The sequence below is a fragment of the Rheinheimera aquimaris genome (assembly GCF_020531985.1).
Lineage (GTDB): Bacteria > Pseudomonadota > Gammaproteobacteria > Enterobacterales > Alteromonadaceae > Alishewanella > Alishewanella aquimaris.
In genome coordinates, this window is the sequence record NZ_JAJAVQ010000003.1 from 116,980 (window position 1) to 136,298 (window position 19,319).

The following is a 19,319-nucleotide window of genomic DNA, read 5'->3' on the forward strand; positions in this document are numbered from 1 at the left end:
CTCACTCACGTTTGTCGTTAATCGTCGCTCTTCTCAAAACCTTCTATCGTCACACCAGACAAGAAGCCTGCGCCCTTAGTGTCGCCGCTGCGCAGTTTAATCATCAGACGCAGATCGTTTGGTGAGTCTGCATGGTGGATAGCATCGGCGTAACTGATACGGCCCGCCTGATATAAATCGTACAGGGCCTGATCAAAGGTTTGCATGCCAAGCTCACGCGATTTGGTCATCACCGCTTTAATTTCGCCCATTTCACCACGGGCAATTAAATCGGCGATTAAAGGCGAATTAAGCAACACTTCAATAGCGGCAACCCGGCCCTGCCCATCGGCAGTGGGTACCAGCTGCTGCGCCACTATGCCGCGTAAGTTCAGTGACAAATCGAACAGCAGCTTCTGGTGCATCTCTTTGGGCACCAAATGCATAATGCGGTCTATTGCCTGGTTGGCATTGTTAGCGTGCAAAGTAGCAATACACAAATGACCGGTTTCAGCAAAAGACAAGGCATATTCCATCGTATCCTGGCTGCGAATTTCACCAATCAGGATCACATCCGGCGCCTGACGCAGTGAGCTTTTCAGTGCAGCCTCAAAGGATTCAGTGTCAATGCCGACTTCACGCTGGGTAATAAGGCTTTTATGATGCTCATGCACAAACTCGATCGGGTCTTCAATGGTCAGGATATGGCCTTTGGCATTTTTGTTGCGATAGCCAAGCAGCGCCGCCAGAGATGTCGACTTACCGGTGCCTGTACCACCAACAAACAGCACCAGCCCGCGCTTGGACATGATGACTTCTTTCATGATAGGCGGCAGGCCAAGGTCATCCACATTAGGGATTTTGGTGACAATACGGCGAATAACCATGCCAGCGCAGTCTCGCTGCCAGAAGGCCGACACCCGGAAGCGCCCTACTTCATTGGCAATCGCAAAGTTACATTCTTTGCTGGTCATAAATTCCTGTTGCTGCTTGTCATTCATCGCCGATAACACCAGCTTCAGTGAAGCCGCATCCGTCAGTGGCGTTTCATCTATCGGCAGCAGCTCACCGTTTATCTTGGCGGCTACCGGCATCCCGGCCGTGATGAATAGGTCAGACGCTTTTTCGCTGACCATTTTTTCAAGAAAATCATCTAGCTGCATAGCAATTTATATCCTGCCCATGGCACCGAAAGTGTTTTTATCCTGCGCTTTGGCAGCAGCGTCACGTTGTGATACCAAACCGCGGTTCACCAGATTTACTAAACACTGGTCCATCGTCTGCATGCCATGCGCGGCACCGGTTTGGATCACCGAGTACATCTGGGCAATTTTGTCTTCCCGGATAAGGTTACGGATAGCCGGCAAGCCAACCATAATTTCATGCGCAGCAATACGACCACCACCGACCTTTTTCAGCAGCGTCTGTGAAATAACAGCGCGTAATGATTCAGACAACATAGACCGCACCATGTCTTTTTCTTCACCGGGGAAGACGTCAATAATACGGTCAATGGTTTTAGGCGCTGATGTGGTGTGCAAAGTACCAAACACCAGGTGACCGGTTTCAGCTGCTGTCATAGCCAGCCGGATGGTTTCCAGGTCTCGTAATTCACCGACCAGAATAACGTCCGGGTCTTCCCGCAGCGCTGAACGCAAAGCGTTGCTGAAACTGTGGGTATCACGGTGCACTTCACGCTGGTTAATCAGGCTGGATTTGTTGTTGTGCACAAATTCGATAGGATCTTCTATCGTCAGAATGTGGTCATGCCGCATAGTATTGATGTAATCGATCATCGCGGCCAGCGTCGTTGATTTACCGGAGCCCGTAGGGCCGGTAACCAGCACCAGACCACGCGGGTTTTCGGCTATGGTTTTAAAAATATCCGGCGCACCTAAGTCATCCAGCGTTAATACTTCACTTGGGATAGTACGGAATACCGCGGCCGCACCACGGTTTTGCACAAAGGCGTTAACCCGGAAGCGTGCTAAGTTAGGTACTTCAAATGAAAAGTCTGATTCAAGATGTTCTTCGTATTCTTTACGCTGCTTGTCAGTCATAATCTCGTACACTAGTGCATGTACTTCTTTATGTGACAACGGCGGAATGTTCAGTTTGCGAACATCACCATCAACCCGGATCAGTGGCGGCACGCCAGCTGAAAGGTGTAAATCTGACGCTTTATGCTGCACACTGAAGGCTAATAATTCGGTAATATCCATGACAATTTTTACTCCACTTTGCCAATTAATATGAATAACATAGCAGAACAACTGAGCCTCGCCTATTACAACCTGAACGAAAAATGCAACGTTTTGGCTACGGACAACAAAGTCGTAGCATTAATTGCTGTCAGTAAAACCAAACCTGTTGCGGCAGTGCTGGAAGCATACCGTGCAGGCCAGCGTTTATTCGGCGAAAATTACCCGCAAGAATTAGCTGAAAAAGCACAGCAACTATCGGACTGTCAGGATATCTGCTGGCATTTTATTGGCCCTTTGCAATCGAATAAAACCAGGCTGGTAGCCGAACATTCCAGTTGGGTGCACAGTATCGACCGGCTCAAAATTGCACAGCGTCTGGCAGAGCAGCGCCCGGCACATTTAGGTAAACTTAAGGTACTGCTGCAAATTAATATCAGCAATGAGCCAACCAAAGCCGGTATTTTGCCGCAGCAACTACCTGAGCTGGCAGCAGCAGTGGCGCAGTTGCCACAACTTGAGCTAAAAGGCCTGATGGCGATCCCCGCCCCGGGGGATAGTGAAAGAGCCTTTGCCGCGATGCAGCAGTTATCTTTACAACTGCAACAGCACTACCCGCAGGCGACTGAATTATCAATGGGCATGTCGGATGACTGGCCACTGGCTCTGACTTACGGCGCAACTATGATACGATTAGGCACCGCAATTTTTGGTGCCCGGGATTACAAACAGGAATGAATAAACAGATGAATGACAATATGGTTGCTTTTATTGGTGCCGGTAACATGGCCCGCTGCGTTATTGCTGCAATGGTCAATGCCGGATATCCGGCAGAGAATATTATCGCCGCCAATCGCAGCCAGCCCAAACTAACCGCACTGGCAGCCGATTTTGGCATTCAGACCACGCTGGATAACATCGAAGCCGTGAAAAAAGCCGATGTGATAGTGTTGGCAGTAAAACCGCAGATGATGCAGGAAGTGTGTGCTGCGCTGATTGAAGCCGCCCCGGAAATTGCCGAGAAACTGTTTGTAACGCTGGCTGCCGGTATAACCGCAGCGCGTTATCAGCAGTGGCTTGGCGATATCCGTCTGGTCAGAGCCATGCCAAACACCCCTTCGCTGGTTCGTCTTGGCGTAACAGGCTTATTCCCAACAGCGTGTTCTAACTATGAAAAAGCTTTTGTCGACCATATATTCAGCGGTACCGGCATGACTGTCTGGCTGGACAGCGAAGCGCAAATTGATCACGTAATTGCCGTTACCGGCAGTTCACCGGCGTATTTCTTTTTCTTTATGCAGGCGATGCAGCAAGTAGCGGAGCAACTGGGCTTTGATGCAGCACAGGCAAAACAGATGGTGGCACAAACTGCATTGGGCGCAGCGACGATGGCACTAAACAGTGAACACAGCTTCGCTGAACTGCGTGCTCAGGTTACCTCCAAAGGGGGCACCACGCACGAAGCTGTAACCACTTTTGCTGAGCAAGGCCTTGAAAAAATGGTTTCTGATGCCATGTATGCAGCCATTAAGCGGGCGCAGGAAATGGCGCAGAGCTTGTAATAGCTAAGGTTTTAATAGTTAACATGCGGAGTACCCGATGCAAGCTGTGATGTTTCTGATTGATACCGCCTTTAGTCTGTACCTGATGGTGGTAATACTGCGTCTTTGGTTACAACTGGTGCGGGCAGATTTTTATAATCCGTTCAGCCAGTTTGTGGTAAAAGCTACAAACCCGCTGGTTTTGCCGCTACGCCGTATTATTCCAAGTTTAGGCCGGCTCGATACCGCTACGTTGCTGCTGGCTTATGCGGTCATGCTGACCAAACTGCTTCTGCTGCAGGTGATTTCTGCAGGCCAGATAATACTGGTACCGAGTTTAATTTTTGCCGCCATTTTTTTAGTCAAAGAAGTATTAACCTTGCTGTTTTGGATCCTGGTGATCCGCGCCCTGCTCAGCTGGTTTAGCCAGGGCCGTAGCCCGGTAGAGTACGTAATGTACCAGTTAACCGAGCCAGTACTGGCGCCAGTGCGTCGTATTCTGCCACCGCTTGGCGGGCTCGATTTGTCAGTACTGGTTGTACTGATTGGTTTGCAGTTTTTAAATATTCTGTTCAGTAACTGGTTTCCGGGTATTTAAATCTCAGGCGCTATACTTAGCGCTTCAGGCCTGACTTACGCAAGGTGAACTATGCGACACATTATACTGATGATCGTGCTGGGCTTAAGCCTCAGTATGACGGCTGTGGCTGAGCAAAAAAAGCAGCTGGGTAATTGGGATGTACACTATATTGCATTTCCGGCACCACTTTTAACACCTGAAATCGCCACGCAGTACAAGCTACAGCGCAGCAAATACAATGCGGTAATTAATATCTCGGTACTGGATAAAAACACGCAACAGGCACAAAAAGTTGCGATTTCAGGCATAGCGAAAGACCTACAGGGCCGGCAACAAGCACTGCAGTTTAGTGAAGTCACTGAAGGCGACGCAGTTTACTATCTGGCGCAATTGCCGTTTCGGCACGAGCAGCGTTTTAGTTTTACAATCAGCATTGTCAGCGGTAATCAAAGCCAGCAACTGACTTTCGATCAAACCTTTTACGTAGACTGATAACGCTATGACAGACAACATCGTGCTGGCTACCAGCAACAAAGGCAAACTGGCGGAACTGTCGCAGTTGCTTGCGCCTTTGCAGCTAAACATAGTGCCACAAAGTGAACTCGGTGTTACCGACGCTGATGAAACCGGCCTGAGTTTTATTGAAAATGCCATTCTTAAAGCCCGTCACGCTGCGCTGGTGACCGGTTTACCGGCTATTGCTGATGATTCAGGCCTTGCAGTTGATGCCTTAGGCGGTGCACCGGGTATCTACTCAGCCCGCTACGCCGGTGAAGCAGCCAGTGACAGCAGCAACATCGATAAACTGCTGCAAGCATTAAAAGACGTGCCCCCGGGCCAACGCAGTGCGCAGTTTCATTGTGTGCTGGTATATATGCGCCACGCAGAAGACCCTACCCCGTTGATATGTCACGGTATCTGGCATGGCGAAATCAGCTTAACCCGCAGTGGTGAGCACGGTTTTGGTTACGACCCGGTATTTTTTGTGCCATCGGAAGGCTGCACCAGTGCAGAGTTAACCCGTGAGCGCAAGCAGCAACTTAGTCATCGCGGTAAAGCACTCCGTCAGCTGTTAACCCTGCTGACAGCAGAGAAAGGATAAGCACTTTGGCACTGCAGTTACCGCCACTGGCGCTGTACATTCATATTCCGTGGTGTATCCAGAAATGCCCTTATTGCGATTTCAACTCACACGCTGTTAAGCAAGGTATTCCAGAGCAGGAGTACATTGCACATTTACTGGCAGATTTGCAGCAGGATCTGCCGCTGGTTAACGGCCGTGAAATCAGCAGCATCTTTATCGGTGGAGGCACGCCCAGTGTGTTTTCAGCCGCCGGTATCGGTCAAATTCTTGCGGGCGTTAAACGGCGTATTGCCTGTACAGCTGATATGGAAGTCACCATGGAAGCCAACCCCGGCACTGTTGAAGCCGAGCGCTTTGCCGGTTATGTGGCTGCCGGGGTCACCCGGTTTTCGATTGGTGTACAAAGTTTTCAAAGCGCGCAGCTAACAGCGCTTGGCCGCATCCATGACAGCGACGAAGCAATAGCAGCAGCTAAGCTTGCCAAAGCGTTACCACTGAACAGTTTTAATCTGGATTTAATGCATGGCCTGCCACAGCAGAATGTCGCGGGTGCGCTGGCCGATTTGCAGCAGGCTATCGATTTAGCCCCACCGCACTTGTCGTGGTATCAGTTGACCATCGAGCCCAATACCGCTTTTGCCTCACGCCCACCGGTGCTGCCGCCGGACGATACCTTGTGGGATATTCAGCAACAAGGTCTGGCACTGCTGCAGCAGCATGGTTACCAGCAGTATGAAATCTCGGCCTATGCGAAAGCTGGCCAGCAATGTCAGCATAACCTGAATTACTGGCGCTATGGCGACTACCTGGGTATAGGTTGCGGGGCGCACGGTAAAATTACGCTGCCGTCACGCAACAGTATTTTACGCACCGTAAAGATTAAACATCCCAAAGGCTATATGGATATCAGCCGTGGTTACATGGATAGCCGCCAGCAGGTAGAGCCGGAAGACAGGCCTTTTGAGTTTTTCATGAACCGTTTTCGCTTGCTGGAGCCTTGCCCGATAGACGATTTTACGGCCTTAACCGGCCTGCCGCTGAGCACTATCAGTGCCGCTATTGACGAGGCTGAGCAGAAACAACTTATTACGGTTACGGCGTCGCACTGGCAAATTACTGACAAAGGCGCCCGTTACCTGAATGATTTGCTGACTCTGTTTATCTAGCGGGCGCAGGCTAATTTAACAAAGCCCGCTGAGATAACAGAAGACTGTACTGCGATACTTTACCTTTTCATCTGAACCAGCTTGCGTAGAATAAAACCGACTATTCTAACGACAACAGCAGGAACCCAGATGAAACAGCATATTTTTACGCGCCGGGCCTTATTACCGGTAGCCATCAGCGTGGCTCTTCTGGCCGGTTGCGGACCACAGCAAACGTCTGCACCGGCATCAACTACAGCGCAAACGGCAGCAGTAGCCAGCAGCGAGTCTGAGAAAGCCAATAATCTGTTTGAACAGATTTTTATGGACAATGTACGCCGCAGCCCGTTATTGCAAACCCGTCTGGGTATTAAAGACGACTACGACAAATGGCAGGATTTATCTGACGAGCACTTTCAGGCAGGTTTAGCGCTGACACGGCAACATCTGACGATGTTAAAAGGTATTGACCAGAGCAAACTGGATCAAACAACCCGGGTAAGCTACCTGCTGATGCAGCAGGAACTGCAGCAAGAGCTGGATGATGCGAAATGGCGCCTGTACAGTTACCCGGTAAACCAGATGTTTGGCACCCACTCTCAGGTACCCAGCCTGCTGATTAACCAACACAGCATCAGCAGCGAAAGCGATGCCAAAGCCTATATTGCCCGCTTAAATGCCGTACCTGCGTTGTTCACTCAGTTACAACAGCAACTGCAAAAACGTGCCGATGCCGGCATTATCGCACCGAAATTCGTGTTTCCGATGGTCATTTCCGCCAGCGAAAATGTGATTAAAGGTGCCCCATTTGATTCCGGCGACGACAGTACCCTGCTGGCCGATTTTCGTAAAAAAGTCACTGCACTTGATATTTCTGACGCGGCCAAAAAATTGCTATTAGATGAGGCCTCCGTTGCCCTGTTGACCAGTGTTAAACCAGCCTACACCGGTTTGATTCAATATTTACAGCAATTAGAGCAACAAGCCGGCACCGAAGATGGGGTATGGCGTTTTAAAGACGGTGACGCCTTTTACAATAATGCCCTTAAACGCACCACCACCACCGATTTAACAGCTGAGCAAATCCATCAGATTGGTCTGGACGAGGTGGCACGTATTCACAATGAGATGCGCGCTATTATGGAAAAAACCGGCTTTGATGGCGATTTAAAAGCATTCTTCAACTTTATGCAGACCGATCCGCAGTTCTATTACCCGGAAACTGACGAAGGTAAAGCTGAATACCTGAAGGATGCTACCGCCATCATTGACAATATGCGCAGCCGCCTGGATGAGCTGTTTCTGGTCAAACCCAAAGCTGAAATGATCGTTAAAGCCGTAGAGCCGTTTCGGGAAAAAACGGCTGGCAAAGCGTTTTACCAACAGCCGTCGATGGATGGCAGCCGCCCTGGTATTTATTACGCCAACCTGTATCGTATGAGCGACATGCCCAAATATGAAATGGAAGCACTGGCCTACCATGAAGGTATTCCAGGCCACCATATGCAGCTGGCGATAGCGCAAGAGCTGGAAGATATGCCGAAATTCCGCCGTTTCGGTGGTTACACGGCCTACATTGAAGGCTGGGGTTTATACACCGAAATGCTGCCCAAAGAGATTGGCCTGTATCAGGACCCGTACTCAGACTTTGGCCGCCTCGCAATGGAATTATGGCGCGCTTGCCGTCTGGTGGTAGATACCGGTATTCACGCGAAGAAATGGAGCCGCGAACAAGCTATTCAGTATCTGCTGGATAACACGCCCAATACCCCCACAGCGGTAGAAAAAGCGATTGAGCGCTATATTGTGATGCCATCGCAGGCCACCGCTTATAAAATTGGCATGCTGAAAATTGTCGAACTGCGCGAGAAAGCCAAAACGGCACTTGGCGATAAATTTGATATCCGCCAGTTCCACGACACTGTACTGAAAAACGGTGCATTGCCACTGGATGTGTTGGAACAGATGGTTGATGAATATATCGCTAAAGCTAAAGCATAACAGCTGCGTTAGTTAAAAAACGCCGGTTTTACACCGGCTTTTTTTGTCTGTAAAGTTTTCCACGAACACTATAAAAACTGCGTAGTGACCAAAAAGATAAACGCGCTGTGCTCAGCTTCGTATCTCATTTTCCCTGTTTGCCTGCGGCTCAGTATTTGATTTACTCCATACTCAGCCTGCCCTGGGGCCTGCTGCAGCATGCGTTGTTTAACCATGACGCTTATCTTCAACAATACGGTACAGATAATGCTTCTATTAAACAGCGGTGTAAATCACTTACACCTTAACCGAGATACAGGAGCTTACTATGGCCGTTACTGCGACAGATCCGATTAAAATTATATTTGCGATAATTCTGCCACCCTTGGGTGTATTTCTTGAAGTGGGCTTAAAAGGGCACTTCTGGCTGAATATCCTATTGACGCTGTTCGGTTTTGTACCGGGGATCATTCATGCCCTGTATGTCATTTTAAAACACTGATGGCATTAACCGTGCCGTCACCGCTAAAAACTTGAGCCAGGCTGCTGTAGAAACGCGATTTCTTCAGCTGTCGACGGCCGGCCTAATATGTTGTTGCGATGCGGGTAGCGGCCAAAACGGTCGATGATCGCTTTATGTTTTAACTCGAACTGATAGTTATTCTGTGGTGCGTGCTGCTTAAATAGCGTCTCGGCGCTTTGATGGATAACAACTGATTCGCTGTGCATATAAGGCATCAGCAGAAAATTACGCTCGTCAGCGTTTAGCTGCTGTAAAGCTCCGGCGGCAACGGCTTCCTGTGCCAGTGCTAACGCCATAGCATCCTGCGAAAATGCCCGGGCTGTACCGCGGTAAACATTACGGGAGAACTGATCCAATACGATTATTTCAGCCAGACGTCCCTTTACAGCTTGCCGCCAGTGCGCTAATTCACCTGCCGCCGCCTGTTGTAATATGCTCGAGAAGCGCTGTTTGATGGTGTTATCAAATTCCTCATCTGCCTGCCACCATTGCTGTGGCGTTAATTCTTCAAACCAAAAAGTGAGTATATCTTCATACATATTCGTGTTTTCCGTTGCTTTGGTAAAGGCCAGCCCCCCACAATGTAGCTACCCCAGATCAGGTTTAATGACAAATCCCCGCTCAATACCCGACTGAAATCCGATCTTTTCATACAACTTATGGGCTGCTGTGCGAGTCTCCCCGGATAATAACATCACTTTGTAGCAGTTCTGTTCCCATGCGATATCTAATGCCCGCTCAATCACTTTCTCACTCAAGCCTCGCCGCCGGTAAGCCTCCGCAGTAATAACATGTTCGATAATACCAAAGGGCTTTGCAGTATTCGTTAATGTCGGGCAGATGCTCAGCTGACAGGTCGATGCCAACGCACCATCTATTTCCGCAACAATGATTTTTATGCCCGGGTTTGCCAGCAGTTTGTGCCATGCCTGCTGTGCGTCATGTTGCTTAAGCGTTGGATCATGCGGCCGTAGTTCGCGATATAAATCAAGCAAGCCTTGTAAATCTTCAGTGTCACAGCACCTGATAATCATCCGGAACCTTCAATATGTCTGGGTAATTTTTACCCATGTCGATGCGGTAAATTTAAGCGTATAAAATACGGCGTTTAACAAACTATTACTGAAATGGAAGCCAACGCCTTGGGGCCTTCCCCTTAACTGCCACATAAGAAAATGGCCAAAACAAAAACGCAAACAATAAAGTATTTGCGATGTGTAAAAAAACGGATTCAACCTTATGAGGTTCTGATATTAATACAAAGCACTGCTGCACAAAGGCAGCAAACAGTAGCAAAGACAGTGGCATAGCCAAAACCCTGATTACAACATGAGTTCTTGGCTGGGCATCTGACATACCTCTGACATTTCGTTCAGGCATTTTTTAAAATCTCCATATTGCTTTGCCAGTGTATTTCGTTGCATAAATGTAAATCAATAATTTTATACCGCAACAGCCTGATTGCCTTTACACTTTTAAACTTATGCTGTTGTGTTATCTTTTGTACCTTACCAATAGCCAGCAATATTGTTACAGACTACCGCCTGACAACAACTGTACCAACGAATACGAGGCAAAGCACTATGAGCCAAACCATAAATACATCTGAGTTTAACGCTACCATACTGCGCCCGGCGCAAATGGATAGCGCATCACCGTGGGGCTTTGTCATTCTTCCTAAAGAGGTCAGTGAAACATTGCCACGTCGCGGCAGGACGACTGTCGATGGCAATATTAACGGGCAACCGTTTCAGGCCACGCTGGAGCCAGACGGTCAGTTAAGTCATTGGTTAAAACTGCAGCAGACATTACTCGATGCCGCGGGTGTGCAGCCTGGAAGTAATGCCAGCTTTGATATTAAGCCGGTACAGCAGGAGCCTGAACCTGAGTTACCACATGACCTGCAGCAGGCGCTGGCGGCAGATCCTGCCGCTTTAGCCGCCTGGCATGATACAACGACCATAGCCAGGCTAGACTGGATCCACTGGATAACCTCAGCCAAACAGGCGAAAACCCGGCTGCAGCGCATCAGTAATGCCTGCGATATGCTGGCATCGGGCAAGAAACGGGTCTGCTGCTTCGACCCGTCCGGTTTTTACAGCAAAGCTTTCAGTGCGCCAAAAACAGCATAGCTCAGTGGTTTAGCTCTGTGGTATCGCAGCCGGGTCCATCCAGAACGGCTCCCAAATATGGCCATCTGGATCTGCAAAGCTGCAGCTATACATAAAACCTAGTTCCTGTTTCGGATTGACATCTGCCGTACCGCCAGAGCCCGCCGCTGCAGCATTCATTTTATTCACCGCATCAGTACTGTCTAGTGCCAGCGCCAGCATCACTTCGCTGGTACTGCCTGGCGCAATGGGCTTTTTGGTAAACTGACGCCATTTATCATGCGTTAACAGCATGACATAAATCTCGCTGCTCCAGACCATACAGGCGGCAGTCTCGTCGCTAAAATGAGCATTAATACTAAAGCCCAGCGCAGTATAAAACGCGATAGAGGCAGATAAATCCTGCACCGGCAGGTTAACAAATATCATACGGTTCATGGTTTCTCCGGTTGTTGAACAACATTCTTTTCAAATACAGCTCTCGGGCTGATACCAGCTTGTCGCTTAGCATTGCTGCAATTCGACAACCGACAGCAAAATATTTATCAACACAGTATTGCCGGAAAAAGGTAAAAGCGTCGGCAAAAATCTTAACGCCTGTTCGCTGGTTATCTTAAATCTGTCTGGTTAAAGTCCCTGATAAGCTCTGCAACCTACTGATGCCAGACGGGACTTTTCATGCAATACACGATTTTAATCCTGCTGATGAGCAGTATGCTACTGACTGGCTGTAGCCAGCATCAGAGCAACACCGTCAAGCTTGTCGCTCATAATGATGGACAAGTGAGACAACGCATCCTGCTCGACGATGGCTGGCGATTTTACAACTACGGCGCAGATATGACGCCGGATGCGCTGATTTATGATATCCGCCCAGTGTTTAACTCTGATGAAGATGATAAAGCTGCAGACGCCGAGCCAACAGCCGCGGCGCATATTGATACCAGCGATATTAAACACCGGGTGCTGAAACCCTGGATACTGCCGACAGCGAATGATTTTATTGCTGATACCGCCTTGCATCACCTTCGTCCTGAAGGCAACCCCGGTAGCAACTTTGCCTTTGTACAACCTGACTTCGACGACAGTAACTGGCAAAGCATTACAGTACCGCATGACTGGGCTATCACCGGGCCCTTTTATACCGGCGATAATGCGGTGGTTGGCGGCGGAATGGGACGCCTGCCAAGCCCTGGTGTAGCCTGGTACCGCCGCAGTTTCACACTGAATGCAGCGGATCGGGATAAAGCGGTTTATCTTGATATTGACGGGGCTATGTCCTACGCGATGGTTTGGATAAACGGTCATCTGGCTGGAGGGTGGCCTTATGGTTATGCGTCCTGGCGCTTGGATTTAACACCTTACCTGTTATCCGACCAACCAAACCAGTTGGCGGTTCGCCTTGATAACCCGCCGGCGTCTTCACGCTGGTATCCCGGAGGCGGGTTATACCGAAATGTCTGGCTGACCAAAACCAATAAGCAGCATATTGCGCATTGGGGTACAACCATAACAACCACTGACGTATCTGCACATCAGGCAACAGTGCATATCAGAACAGAGATAAATAACCGCAGTGCAGACAATGTTGCAATGACGGTAAAGACTGAGATTTATCCGCTTGACGAAGCCGGTGCTGTAACAGCACAACCTGTAGCACGCCTAAAAGATATCACTGTTGATGCGCGTGCCAGCGGTAAAACAGCCGTTATTGGCAAAATTATTATCAATAACCCAAAGCTTTGGGGGCCACCGCCGCAGCAGCAACCAAACCGCTACCTGGCATTAACTACGTTATGGCAAGGCGAAAATCTGGCAGATCAATACGAAACCCGTTTCGGGATCCGCGATATCAGGTTCGATGCAAAAGCCGGTGTGATAGTGAATGGCCAGCCAGTGCATTTGCAGGGCGTTAATCAACATCACGATTTAGGTGCGCTCGGAGCGGCTTTTAATCTGCGTGCGGCAAAGCGGCAGTTGTTACTATTACGAGAAATGGGCGTAAATGCGATCAGGATGGCGCATAACCCACCGGCACCTGAACTGCTGGACCTGACTGACGAAATGGGCTTTTTGGTGATCAACGAGATTTTTGATAGCTGGCGCCGGAAAAAAACACCTCTGGACTTCCACCTGATTTTTCCCGACTGGTCGGAAGCCGACTTACGAGCTTTTATCCGCCGTGACCGCAATCATCCGTCTGTTATTGCCTGGAGTATTGGCAATGAGGTTGGTGAGCAATACACCGCAGAAGAAGGCGCCGCCGAGGCAAGGCGGCTGCATAACATAACACAGCAGGAAGACCCTACCCGGCCCACTGCCGCGGCGATGAATTATGCCAAGGCGGGTATGCCTTTTGCCGGCGTTATGGACATTATCAGCCTGAATTATCAAGGCGAAGGGATTAGGGATGCGCCGGCGTATGCACATTTGCAAGGGATCAGGACAGCGCCAGCTTATGCCAGCTTTAAACAGCAATATCCCGACAAACTGATACTCAGTAGCGAAAATGCAGCCGCTGTCAGCTCAAGGGGCGAGTATTTCTTCCCGGTAAACCGGCAAAACAGCGCCCCCGTGGCCGATGGTGCCGGTGGGGACCCGACACAGTTACAGGTGAGTGGTTATGAACTGTATAGCGCAGAGTTTGGTTCTTCAGCTGACAAAGTGTTGGCTTCGATGGCACAGCACCCTTATGTTGCCGGCGGCTTTATCTGGAGTGGCTGGGATTATCTGGGTGAACCCACGCCTTACTATCAGGCGCGCAGCTCGTACTTTGGAGTTATCGACTTAGCGGGCTTTAAAAAGAATCGCTTTTACCTCTATCAATCACAGTGGCGGCCAGAGTTGCCGATGGCACATATATTACCGCACTGGAACTGGCCAGACAGGGTTGGGCTTACTACGCCGGTGCATGTGTTTACCTCGGGTGACGAAGCTGAGTTATTCTTAAATGGCGTGTCTCTGGGCCGGCAAAAAAAGCTCCCCGGGACAGTGCGGCTGCGCTGGGATGATGTCATTTATCAACCGGGAAAACTTAGCGTAAAAACCTATAAGGGTGGTATGCCATGGGCGATGTCAACTGTAGAAACAACCGGCCAGGCGGCAGCGTTGAGCCTCAGTGCAGATCGCAGCCGGTTGCAATCTGACGGCAGTGACCTGAGCTTCATTACGGTAGAAGTATTAGATAGCGCCGGCCGCACTGTTCCCAATGCGAATACGTTACTAAGCTTCTACATCAGCGGGCCCGGAAAAATAGTCGCCACCGACAATGGCGATGCCAGCTCTCTGGTATCTTTTAGCGCGACACAACGCCAGGCTTTTAATGGCTTGGCACTGGTCATTGTAAAAACATTAAAAGGCCAAAGCGGAACAATAACGCTGCAGGCCCACAGCTCTGAAACCAGCAGTGCCAGCATCACACTCAATAGCCACTAAGTTGCGGAAGCCGGCCTGGCCGGCATTTTGCATAATCATGATAATTAACCAGTTTTATGCCATTTAATGCAGCAAAACGGTTGGTTTTGCACCAGAATCTGGCATAGTAACCAATGACAAAGATGCTTTTGCACCAAATAAAAACAAGATATTACAACAAGAAAATTCAGGTTTTAGGGGTATTGCATGCGTTTATTTACTCAGGCGTCTATTAAGCAAAAATTGTTGCTTAGTATCGGCAGCGCCGTTGCCATATTATTGCTCGGCACCGCCATTTTAGTAGTCAGTGACATTAAGCAGCAAACCAGTTTGCAGGTGAATGCTGAAGTGAATCATACCGTGACTCAGGAGGCTGCCCGTATTGCCGGCTTTTTTGCTCAGTATGGCCAGGTCGCCCGCACTTATCTGGAAAACCCGCAATTCCAGCAATGGTTTAGTAATTATCCCGGCCGCGGTGCCGTGCTCAATAGCATCAATGGTTACCCGCAAATCAACCAGACATTTATCGGCATCAGCAGCCGGGATCCTAATATCCTTTCAGCATTTTTTGCGCTGGACAGTTCAGGTGAATACTTCCGCGAGAGCGCCCGCACCGGTGTAGCAACTGAAGGGCCGGATGCAGGCGATGTTAATAAAGGCTATTTCGCTAGTAAACGCCCCTGGTACCAGCTGACGCTGGAAAAAGACCGCTACTTTGTCAACTCGCCGTCGGCCGATATGACCACCGGTATTATCTCTACAGTCGTCCAGGGGCCGGTTCGTGACAAAAGTGGCAAACTGCTGGGTGTAGGCGGCCTCGACTTACACATCAACAAAGTTGGCGAGCATGTGGAGCAGCTAAGCTATCAGGGCCATGGTTTACCGGTATTGCTTGATGAACAGGGCAATATTGTCCACTTCGCGAAGGCAGCTGGCGTAAAATATACCCCGAACGACCCGATCACCAATTTCGATACCGACGCTAATACCGGTTTTGCAAACCTGGCTTCTGCAGCAAAACAAGGCAACAGTGTGAGACTGGCGGTGCACTTTAATGGCGTCGATTACTACGCCTACACTCAGCCGGTAACGCTGGATTTTCCGGCACTGAACTGGATGATTGCCTTACTGGTGCCGGTAGAGGTGGTCGAAGCACCGATAAACAGCGCAACGAATTGGGCAATGCTGCTGACACTGCTGATAGTCGCAGTGACCATGCTGGTGATCTGGTTGATGACCTCTGCCATCACTCGCCCATTACAGCAGCTGACACTGATGATGCAGGACATTGCCAGCGGCGATGGTGACTTAACCCGTAGCATTGATATCAGCAGTCAGGACGAAGTGGGCGCCCTGGCCAGCCACTTTAATCAGTTCACCGCGAAATTGCGCCAGTTACTGCGTCAGACAGCGCAGCAGGCGTCATCCGTCAACAGCAGCAGCCAGCATTTGACTCAGGTTGCCAGCCTGACCAATCAGGAGATCCAGACCTGTAAAGCCCAAATTGATAATGTCTCGGCAGCTGTACATGAAATGGCAGCGACAACCCAGAATATCAGCAACAACGCTCAGCAAACCAGTGATGCGGCAACTGATGCCGAACAGCACGCCCGACAGGGCCAGACGCTGTCTGCAACTGCAGTAGCAGATATGCAACAGCTGTCCGCTCAGATGTTACAGTCGGTGCAGATTGTCGCTGGGCTGGCAAAAGAATCAGAAAACATCGGCACTGTGGTCGATGTGATAAAAGGCATTGCTGAACAAACCAATTTACTGGCATTAAACGCCGCGATTGAAGCCGCCAGAGCAGGTGAACAAGGCCGGGGTTTTGCTGTTGTAGCTGATGAAGTGCGCTCGCTGGCAGGCAGAACGCAAGACAGTACACAGGACATCCGTCAGATGGTAGAGAAGCTGCAAGCGATATCAAAAGATGCTGAAAGCACCATGCAACAAGGCCGGCAGCAGACAGAAACCAGCGCAGAGCGTGCCCGCACGTTGGAAGCTGCGTTAACCGACATCAGCCATGCCATTATGCGGGTCAAACAGCAAAGCAGCCAGATTGCCGACAGCACCGGACAGCAAAGTGCTGCCGCCGATGAAATTAACCAAAGTCTGCATACCATTACCGCTCTGGTTGACAATACCGCAGGTCATGCAACAGAACTGTCGGCAGAGTCGGTACAGTTAAGTGCTGCAGCAGATAACCTGAATGGTGTTGTCAGCCAGTTCAGAATCAAAAATTAACCCTACCGCTTATTAATTCAGCAACAAGCGCAGCAACGGCTGCGCTTTTCCCAGATCGCATTTGCCCGCAGTACAAATTTATGAGTATGCTGTAACCATGACTCGTTGATGCGCAAACAATATGATTATTCTTAGTTATTTTGAACCTGAAACCGGCGCCTGGCAGCAGATATCATACGAGCAGTTGCCTGCTCAGTTACCTGCGGATGCAAAATTATGGATTAACCTTAATGACGCCACTGCAGAAGAGCAACTACAGGTATTGCGCCGTTTTGCGATAGTGCCCACGTTGGCCGAAGATTTCAGCCGCCAGCGGCACCCGCCCAAGCTAGAGTCACAAACAGACTTCACTTTGTTGATCATGCGCGGCTATGCCGATGCTGACTTTAGTGAATATACTGGCAGTGCGCAGGTTAACCTGTTGTATTCAAAGAAAGTATTGATAAGTCGGGTCCACTGCCATAACCCGCAGCTGCTGGCGCAGCTCACTCCACAGATCAATGGTAACAGCCAGATCACCGTTGCTGACTGGATCAAACAGCTTATCCTCAGCGTATCGGCAAGCTATCTGGAGAAACTTATTAGCTTTGAAGACGAGCAAAGTGAACTGGAAGATGCCATGTTACATCGCGGCAATGATGAGCAAATGGCGCTTATTATGCGCTACCGTTCTGTGCTGCGGAAAATAAACCGTAATCTGGCGTATCAGAAAGATATTTTCTCTGACGCAATGTACGAAGAACAAAGCCCGCTACTGCGCCATTTTAGCAGCACCGAACTGCGTGATTTTTATGAAAAATTTGAGCGGCTGCATAGCATGACTGATTTATACTACGATCAGCTTAGTGATTTGGTTGAAGGCTATCTGTCAACAACATCGCACCAGATAAACGAGCGAATGAAAGTACTGACCATCGTAAGTACCATTTTCATCCCGCTGACATTTATTGCGGGTATTTATGGCATGAATTTTATTTATATGCCTGAGCTGCAAATGCCAAATGGTTATTTTACCGTGTTAATTGCCATGGCTCTGGGCGGAGTGGCCGGGCTGATTTGGTTTAAAATACGCGGCTGGTGGTAACCCCACCCGGGCAACGGAGTAGTAAATGGCTGAAAACCAACCGCTGGATATCGAAGAGATAGTACGAGACAGCTTCGATGAGAACGAAGCTGAACAGCTGACCGGAAAGCTTAGCCAGCTGGAGCCGGAAGAAATTGCTATTGCATTAGAAGCAATGCCGGTAGAACAGCGGGTTAGCACCTGGCTTAGCCTGCATCCGGATGATCAGATTGCCGCGCTGACCTACATGCGGGTCGACGCCCGTGACAACATCTTTAAGCAACTGGATGAACAACAGCTGCGCTCTTTGGTTGAGGGCATGGAAGTTGACGATCTGATAGAGCTGCTCGATGAGCTGCCTCAGCGTATCTATGACTATGCTTGCTCTCGGCTAGATGAAAGCCAGCGCCGTTGGCTGGACACGGCGTTGGGCTATGATGAAGATCAGTGTGGCCGTTACGCCGACCACGACATGCTAATCATCAATAAAAACGCCAAAGTGCGTGATGGTATCCGCTTGTTCCGCCAGTTAGCAGAGGATGCTGAGTACCACGATGCGCTATTTGTCGTCGACCGCACCGGGCGTTATGTTGGCCTGGTGCACGCGACCCAGCTACTCGGGCTTGGCAGCCACTTACCGGTAGAAACCGTTATTGATAAAGACGCGCCTCTGGTTGAAGGCGAAATGGACCTGGATCAGGGCTCAGATATCGTATCGCGCTCAGGCTATACCGCTTTGGCTGTCGTTGATGCCGAAGGTAAATTGCTCGGCCGCTTATCTATAGGTGAAGCACTGGAGAACGTGCGCAGAAGCCTGGAAAGCCAGTTTATGCACACGGCGGGTCTGGATGAAGAAGAAGACTTGTTCGCTCCGGTATTTAATAGCGCGAAGCGCCGTGCCTTATGGCTGGGTATTAACCTGCTGACCGCCTTTTTGGCCGCCTGGACTATCGGCCTGTTTGAAGCCACGTTACAACAGGTTGTTGCTCTTGCGGTATTAATGCCTATTGTTGCCAGTATGGGCGGTATTGCCGGTAGCCAAACGTTAACACTGATGATCCGGGGCCTGGCGCTGGAGCAGATCACGCCTAAAACCTACATGACGCTATTGCGCAAAGAGCTAGGTGTTGGTGCCATCAACGGCTTGCTGTGGGCACTGGTCATTGCGGCTATTACCTATTTCTGGTTTGGTGACTGGATAATTGGCAGCGTAATTGGCATGGCGATCGTGATTAATATCGTCGCCGCAGCGATTTCCGGCGTATTAATTCCAATCTGGCTGGAAAAACTCAATATAGACCCAGCCCTGTCCGGTTCGGTGATCCTGACAACGGTCACGGATGTAATTGGCTTTTTCGCCTTTCTCGGTTTAGGCTCGTTATTCTTACTGGGTTGAAAAAGCAACTTAAATATTTATCATCGGCAGCAGTATTCTTGCTGCCGGGTGCGTAAGA

18 protein-coding genes are annotated in these 19,319 nt (G+C 49.7%); 13 read left to right on the plus strand and 5 right to left on the minus strand.

Annotated elements, in window-relative coordinates; translation table 11 throughout:
* Nucleotides 1-17: 17 nt before the first annotated feature.
* Nucleotides 18-1,142 (minus strand): PilT/PilU family type 4a pilus ATPase, encoded by a 1,125-nt coding sequence (locus LHL18_RS09625; protein ID WP_134056062.1) that lies wholly within the window; start codon nt 1,140-1,142, stop codon nt 18-20.
* Between the two features lie 6 nt (nt 1,143-1,148).
* Entirely contained in the window at nt 1,149-2,201 is a 1,053-nt protein-coding gene (locus LHL18_RS09630) for a type IV pilus twitching motility protein PilT (RefSeq protein WP_134056066.1), read from the minus strand.
* Nucleotides 2,202-2,231: 30 nt separating this feature from the next.
* Here LHL18_RS09630 and LHL18_RS09635 point away from each other — a divergent pair, with 30 nt between their 5' ends.
* The 8 genes from LHL18_RS09635 to LHL18_RS09670 all read left to right on the plus strand — a co-directional run bounded on the left by LHL18_RS09635 (nt 2,232) and on the right by LHL18_RS09670 (nt 9,012).
* Nucleotides 2,232-2,918 carry a YggS family pyridoxal phosphate-dependent enzyme gene (locus tag LHL18_RS09635; RefSeq protein WP_226766916.1) on the plus strand — a complete coding sequence of 229 codons (687 nt, stop codon included), beginning with the start codon at nt 2,232-2,234 and terminating at the stop codon, nt 2,916-2,918.
* Nucleotides 2,915-3,742 carry a pyrroline-5-carboxylate reductase gene (proC, locus tag LHL18_RS09640; protein WP_226766918.1) on the plus strand — a complete coding sequence of 276 codons (828 nt, stop codon included), beginning with the start codon at nt 2,915-2,917 and terminating at the stop codon, nt 3,740-3,742. Before LHL18_RS09635 ends, proC begins: the two co-directional genes overlap by 4 nt.
* A gap of 37 nt (nt 3,743-3,779) precedes the next feature.
* Entirely contained in the window at nt 3,780-4,319 is a 540-nt protein-coding gene (locus tag LHL18_RS09645) for a YggT family protein (RefSeq protein ID WP_134056074.1), read from the plus strand.
* A 51-nt stretch (nt 4,320-4,370) separates the two neighbouring features.
* Nucleotides 4,371-4,793 (plus strand): DUF4426 domain-containing protein, encoded by a 423-nt coding sequence (locus LHL18_RS09650; protein ID WP_226766920.1) that lies wholly within the window; start codon nt 4,371-4,373, stop codon nt 4,791-4,793.
* Between the two features lie 7 nt (nt 4,794-4,800).
* Nucleotides 4,801-5,403 (plus strand): RdgB/HAM1 family non-canonical purine NTP pyrophosphatase, encoded by a 603-nt coding sequence (gene rdgB, locus LHL18_RS09655; protein WP_226766922.1) that lies wholly within the window; start codon nt 4,801-4,803, stop codon nt 5,401-5,403.
* Nucleotides 5,404-5,408: 5 nt separating this feature from the next.
* Nucleotides 5,409-6,551, plus strand: a complete 1,143-nt coding sequence (gene hemW, locus LHL18_RS09660) for a radical SAM family heme chaperone HemW (RefSeq protein ID WP_226766924.1) — start codon at nt 5,409-5,411, stop codon at nt 6,549-6,551.
* Between the two features lie 129 nt (nt 6,552-6,680).
* Nucleotides 6,681-8,531 (plus strand): DUF885 domain-containing protein, encoded by a 1,851-nt coding sequence (locus LHL18_RS09665; RefSeq protein WP_226766926.1) that lies wholly within the window; start codon nt 6,681-6,683, stop codon nt 8,529-8,531.
* Between the two features lie 307 nt (nt 8,532-8,838).
* A complete protein-coding gene (locus LHL18_RS09670) occupies nt 8,839-9,012 on the plus strand; it encodes a YqaE/Pmp3 family membrane protein (protein WP_134056088.1) in 174 nt (57 codons plus the stop codon).
* Nucleotides 9,013-9,035: 23 nt separating this feature from the next.
* Here LHL18_RS09670 and LHL18_RS09675 read toward each other — a convergent pair whose 3' ends face one another.
* On the minus strand, nt 9,036-9,572 hold the full coding sequence (locus LHL18_RS09675) for a DUF924 family protein (protein WP_226766928.1): 537 nt from the start codon (nt 9,570-9,572) through the stop codon (nt 9,036-9,038).
* A 48-nt stretch (nt 9,573-9,620) separates the two neighbouring features.
* Entirely contained in the window at nt 9,621-10,067 is a 447-nt protein-coding gene (locus LHL18_RS09680) for a GNAT family N-acetyltransferase (RefSeq protein WP_226766930.1), read from the minus strand.
* A 549-nt stretch (nt 10,068-10,616) separates the two neighbouring features.
* Between LHL18_RS09680 and LHL18_RS09685 the strand changes: the two genes are divergently transcribed.
* On the plus strand, nt 10,617-11,165 hold the full coding sequence (locus LHL18_RS09685; protein WP_226766932.1) for a YdeI/OmpD-associated family protein: 549 nt from the start codon (nt 10,617-10,619) through the stop codon (nt 11,163-11,165).
* A 9-nt stretch (nt 11,166-11,174) separates the two neighbouring features.
* Here LHL18_RS09685 and LHL18_RS09690 read toward each other — a convergent pair whose 3' ends face one another.
* Nucleotides 11,175-11,582, minus strand: a complete 408-nt coding sequence (locus tag LHL18_RS09690; RefSeq protein WP_226766934.1) for a VOC family protein — start codon at nt 11,580-11,582, stop codon at nt 11,175-11,177.
* A gap of 240 nt (nt 11,583-11,822) precedes the next feature.
* Here LHL18_RS09690 and galB point away from each other — a divergent pair, with 240 nt between their 5' ends.
* The 4 genes from galB (at nt 11,823) to mgtE (ending at nt 19,261) form a co-directional block, all read left to right on the plus strand.
* Nucleotides 11,823-14,579, plus strand: coding sequence for a beta-galactosidase GalB (gene galB / locus LHL18_RS09695; protein ID WP_226766936.1), 2,757 nt, complete (start codon nt 11,823-11,825; stop codon nt 14,577-14,579).
* Nucleotides 14,580-14,765: 186 nt separating this feature from the next.
* Entirely contained in the window at nt 14,766-16,802 is a 2,037-nt protein-coding gene (locus tag LHL18_RS09700; protein ID WP_226766938.1) for a methyl-accepting chemotaxis protein, read from the plus strand.
* A gap of 121 nt (nt 16,803-16,923) precedes the next feature.
* Nucleotides 16,924-17,886, plus strand: coding sequence for a magnesium transporter CorA family protein (locus tag LHL18_RS09705; RefSeq protein ID WP_226766940.1), 963 nt, complete (start codon nt 16,924-16,926; stop codon nt 17,884-17,886).
* 25 nt (nt 17,887-17,911) lie between these two features.
* Nucleotides 17,912-19,261, plus strand: a complete 1,350-nt coding sequence (gene mgtE / locus LHL18_RS09710; RefSeq protein WP_134056105.1) for a magnesium transporter — start codon at nt 17,912-17,914, stop codon at nt 19,259-19,261.
* Nucleotides 19,262-19,319: the final 58 nt, after the last annotated feature.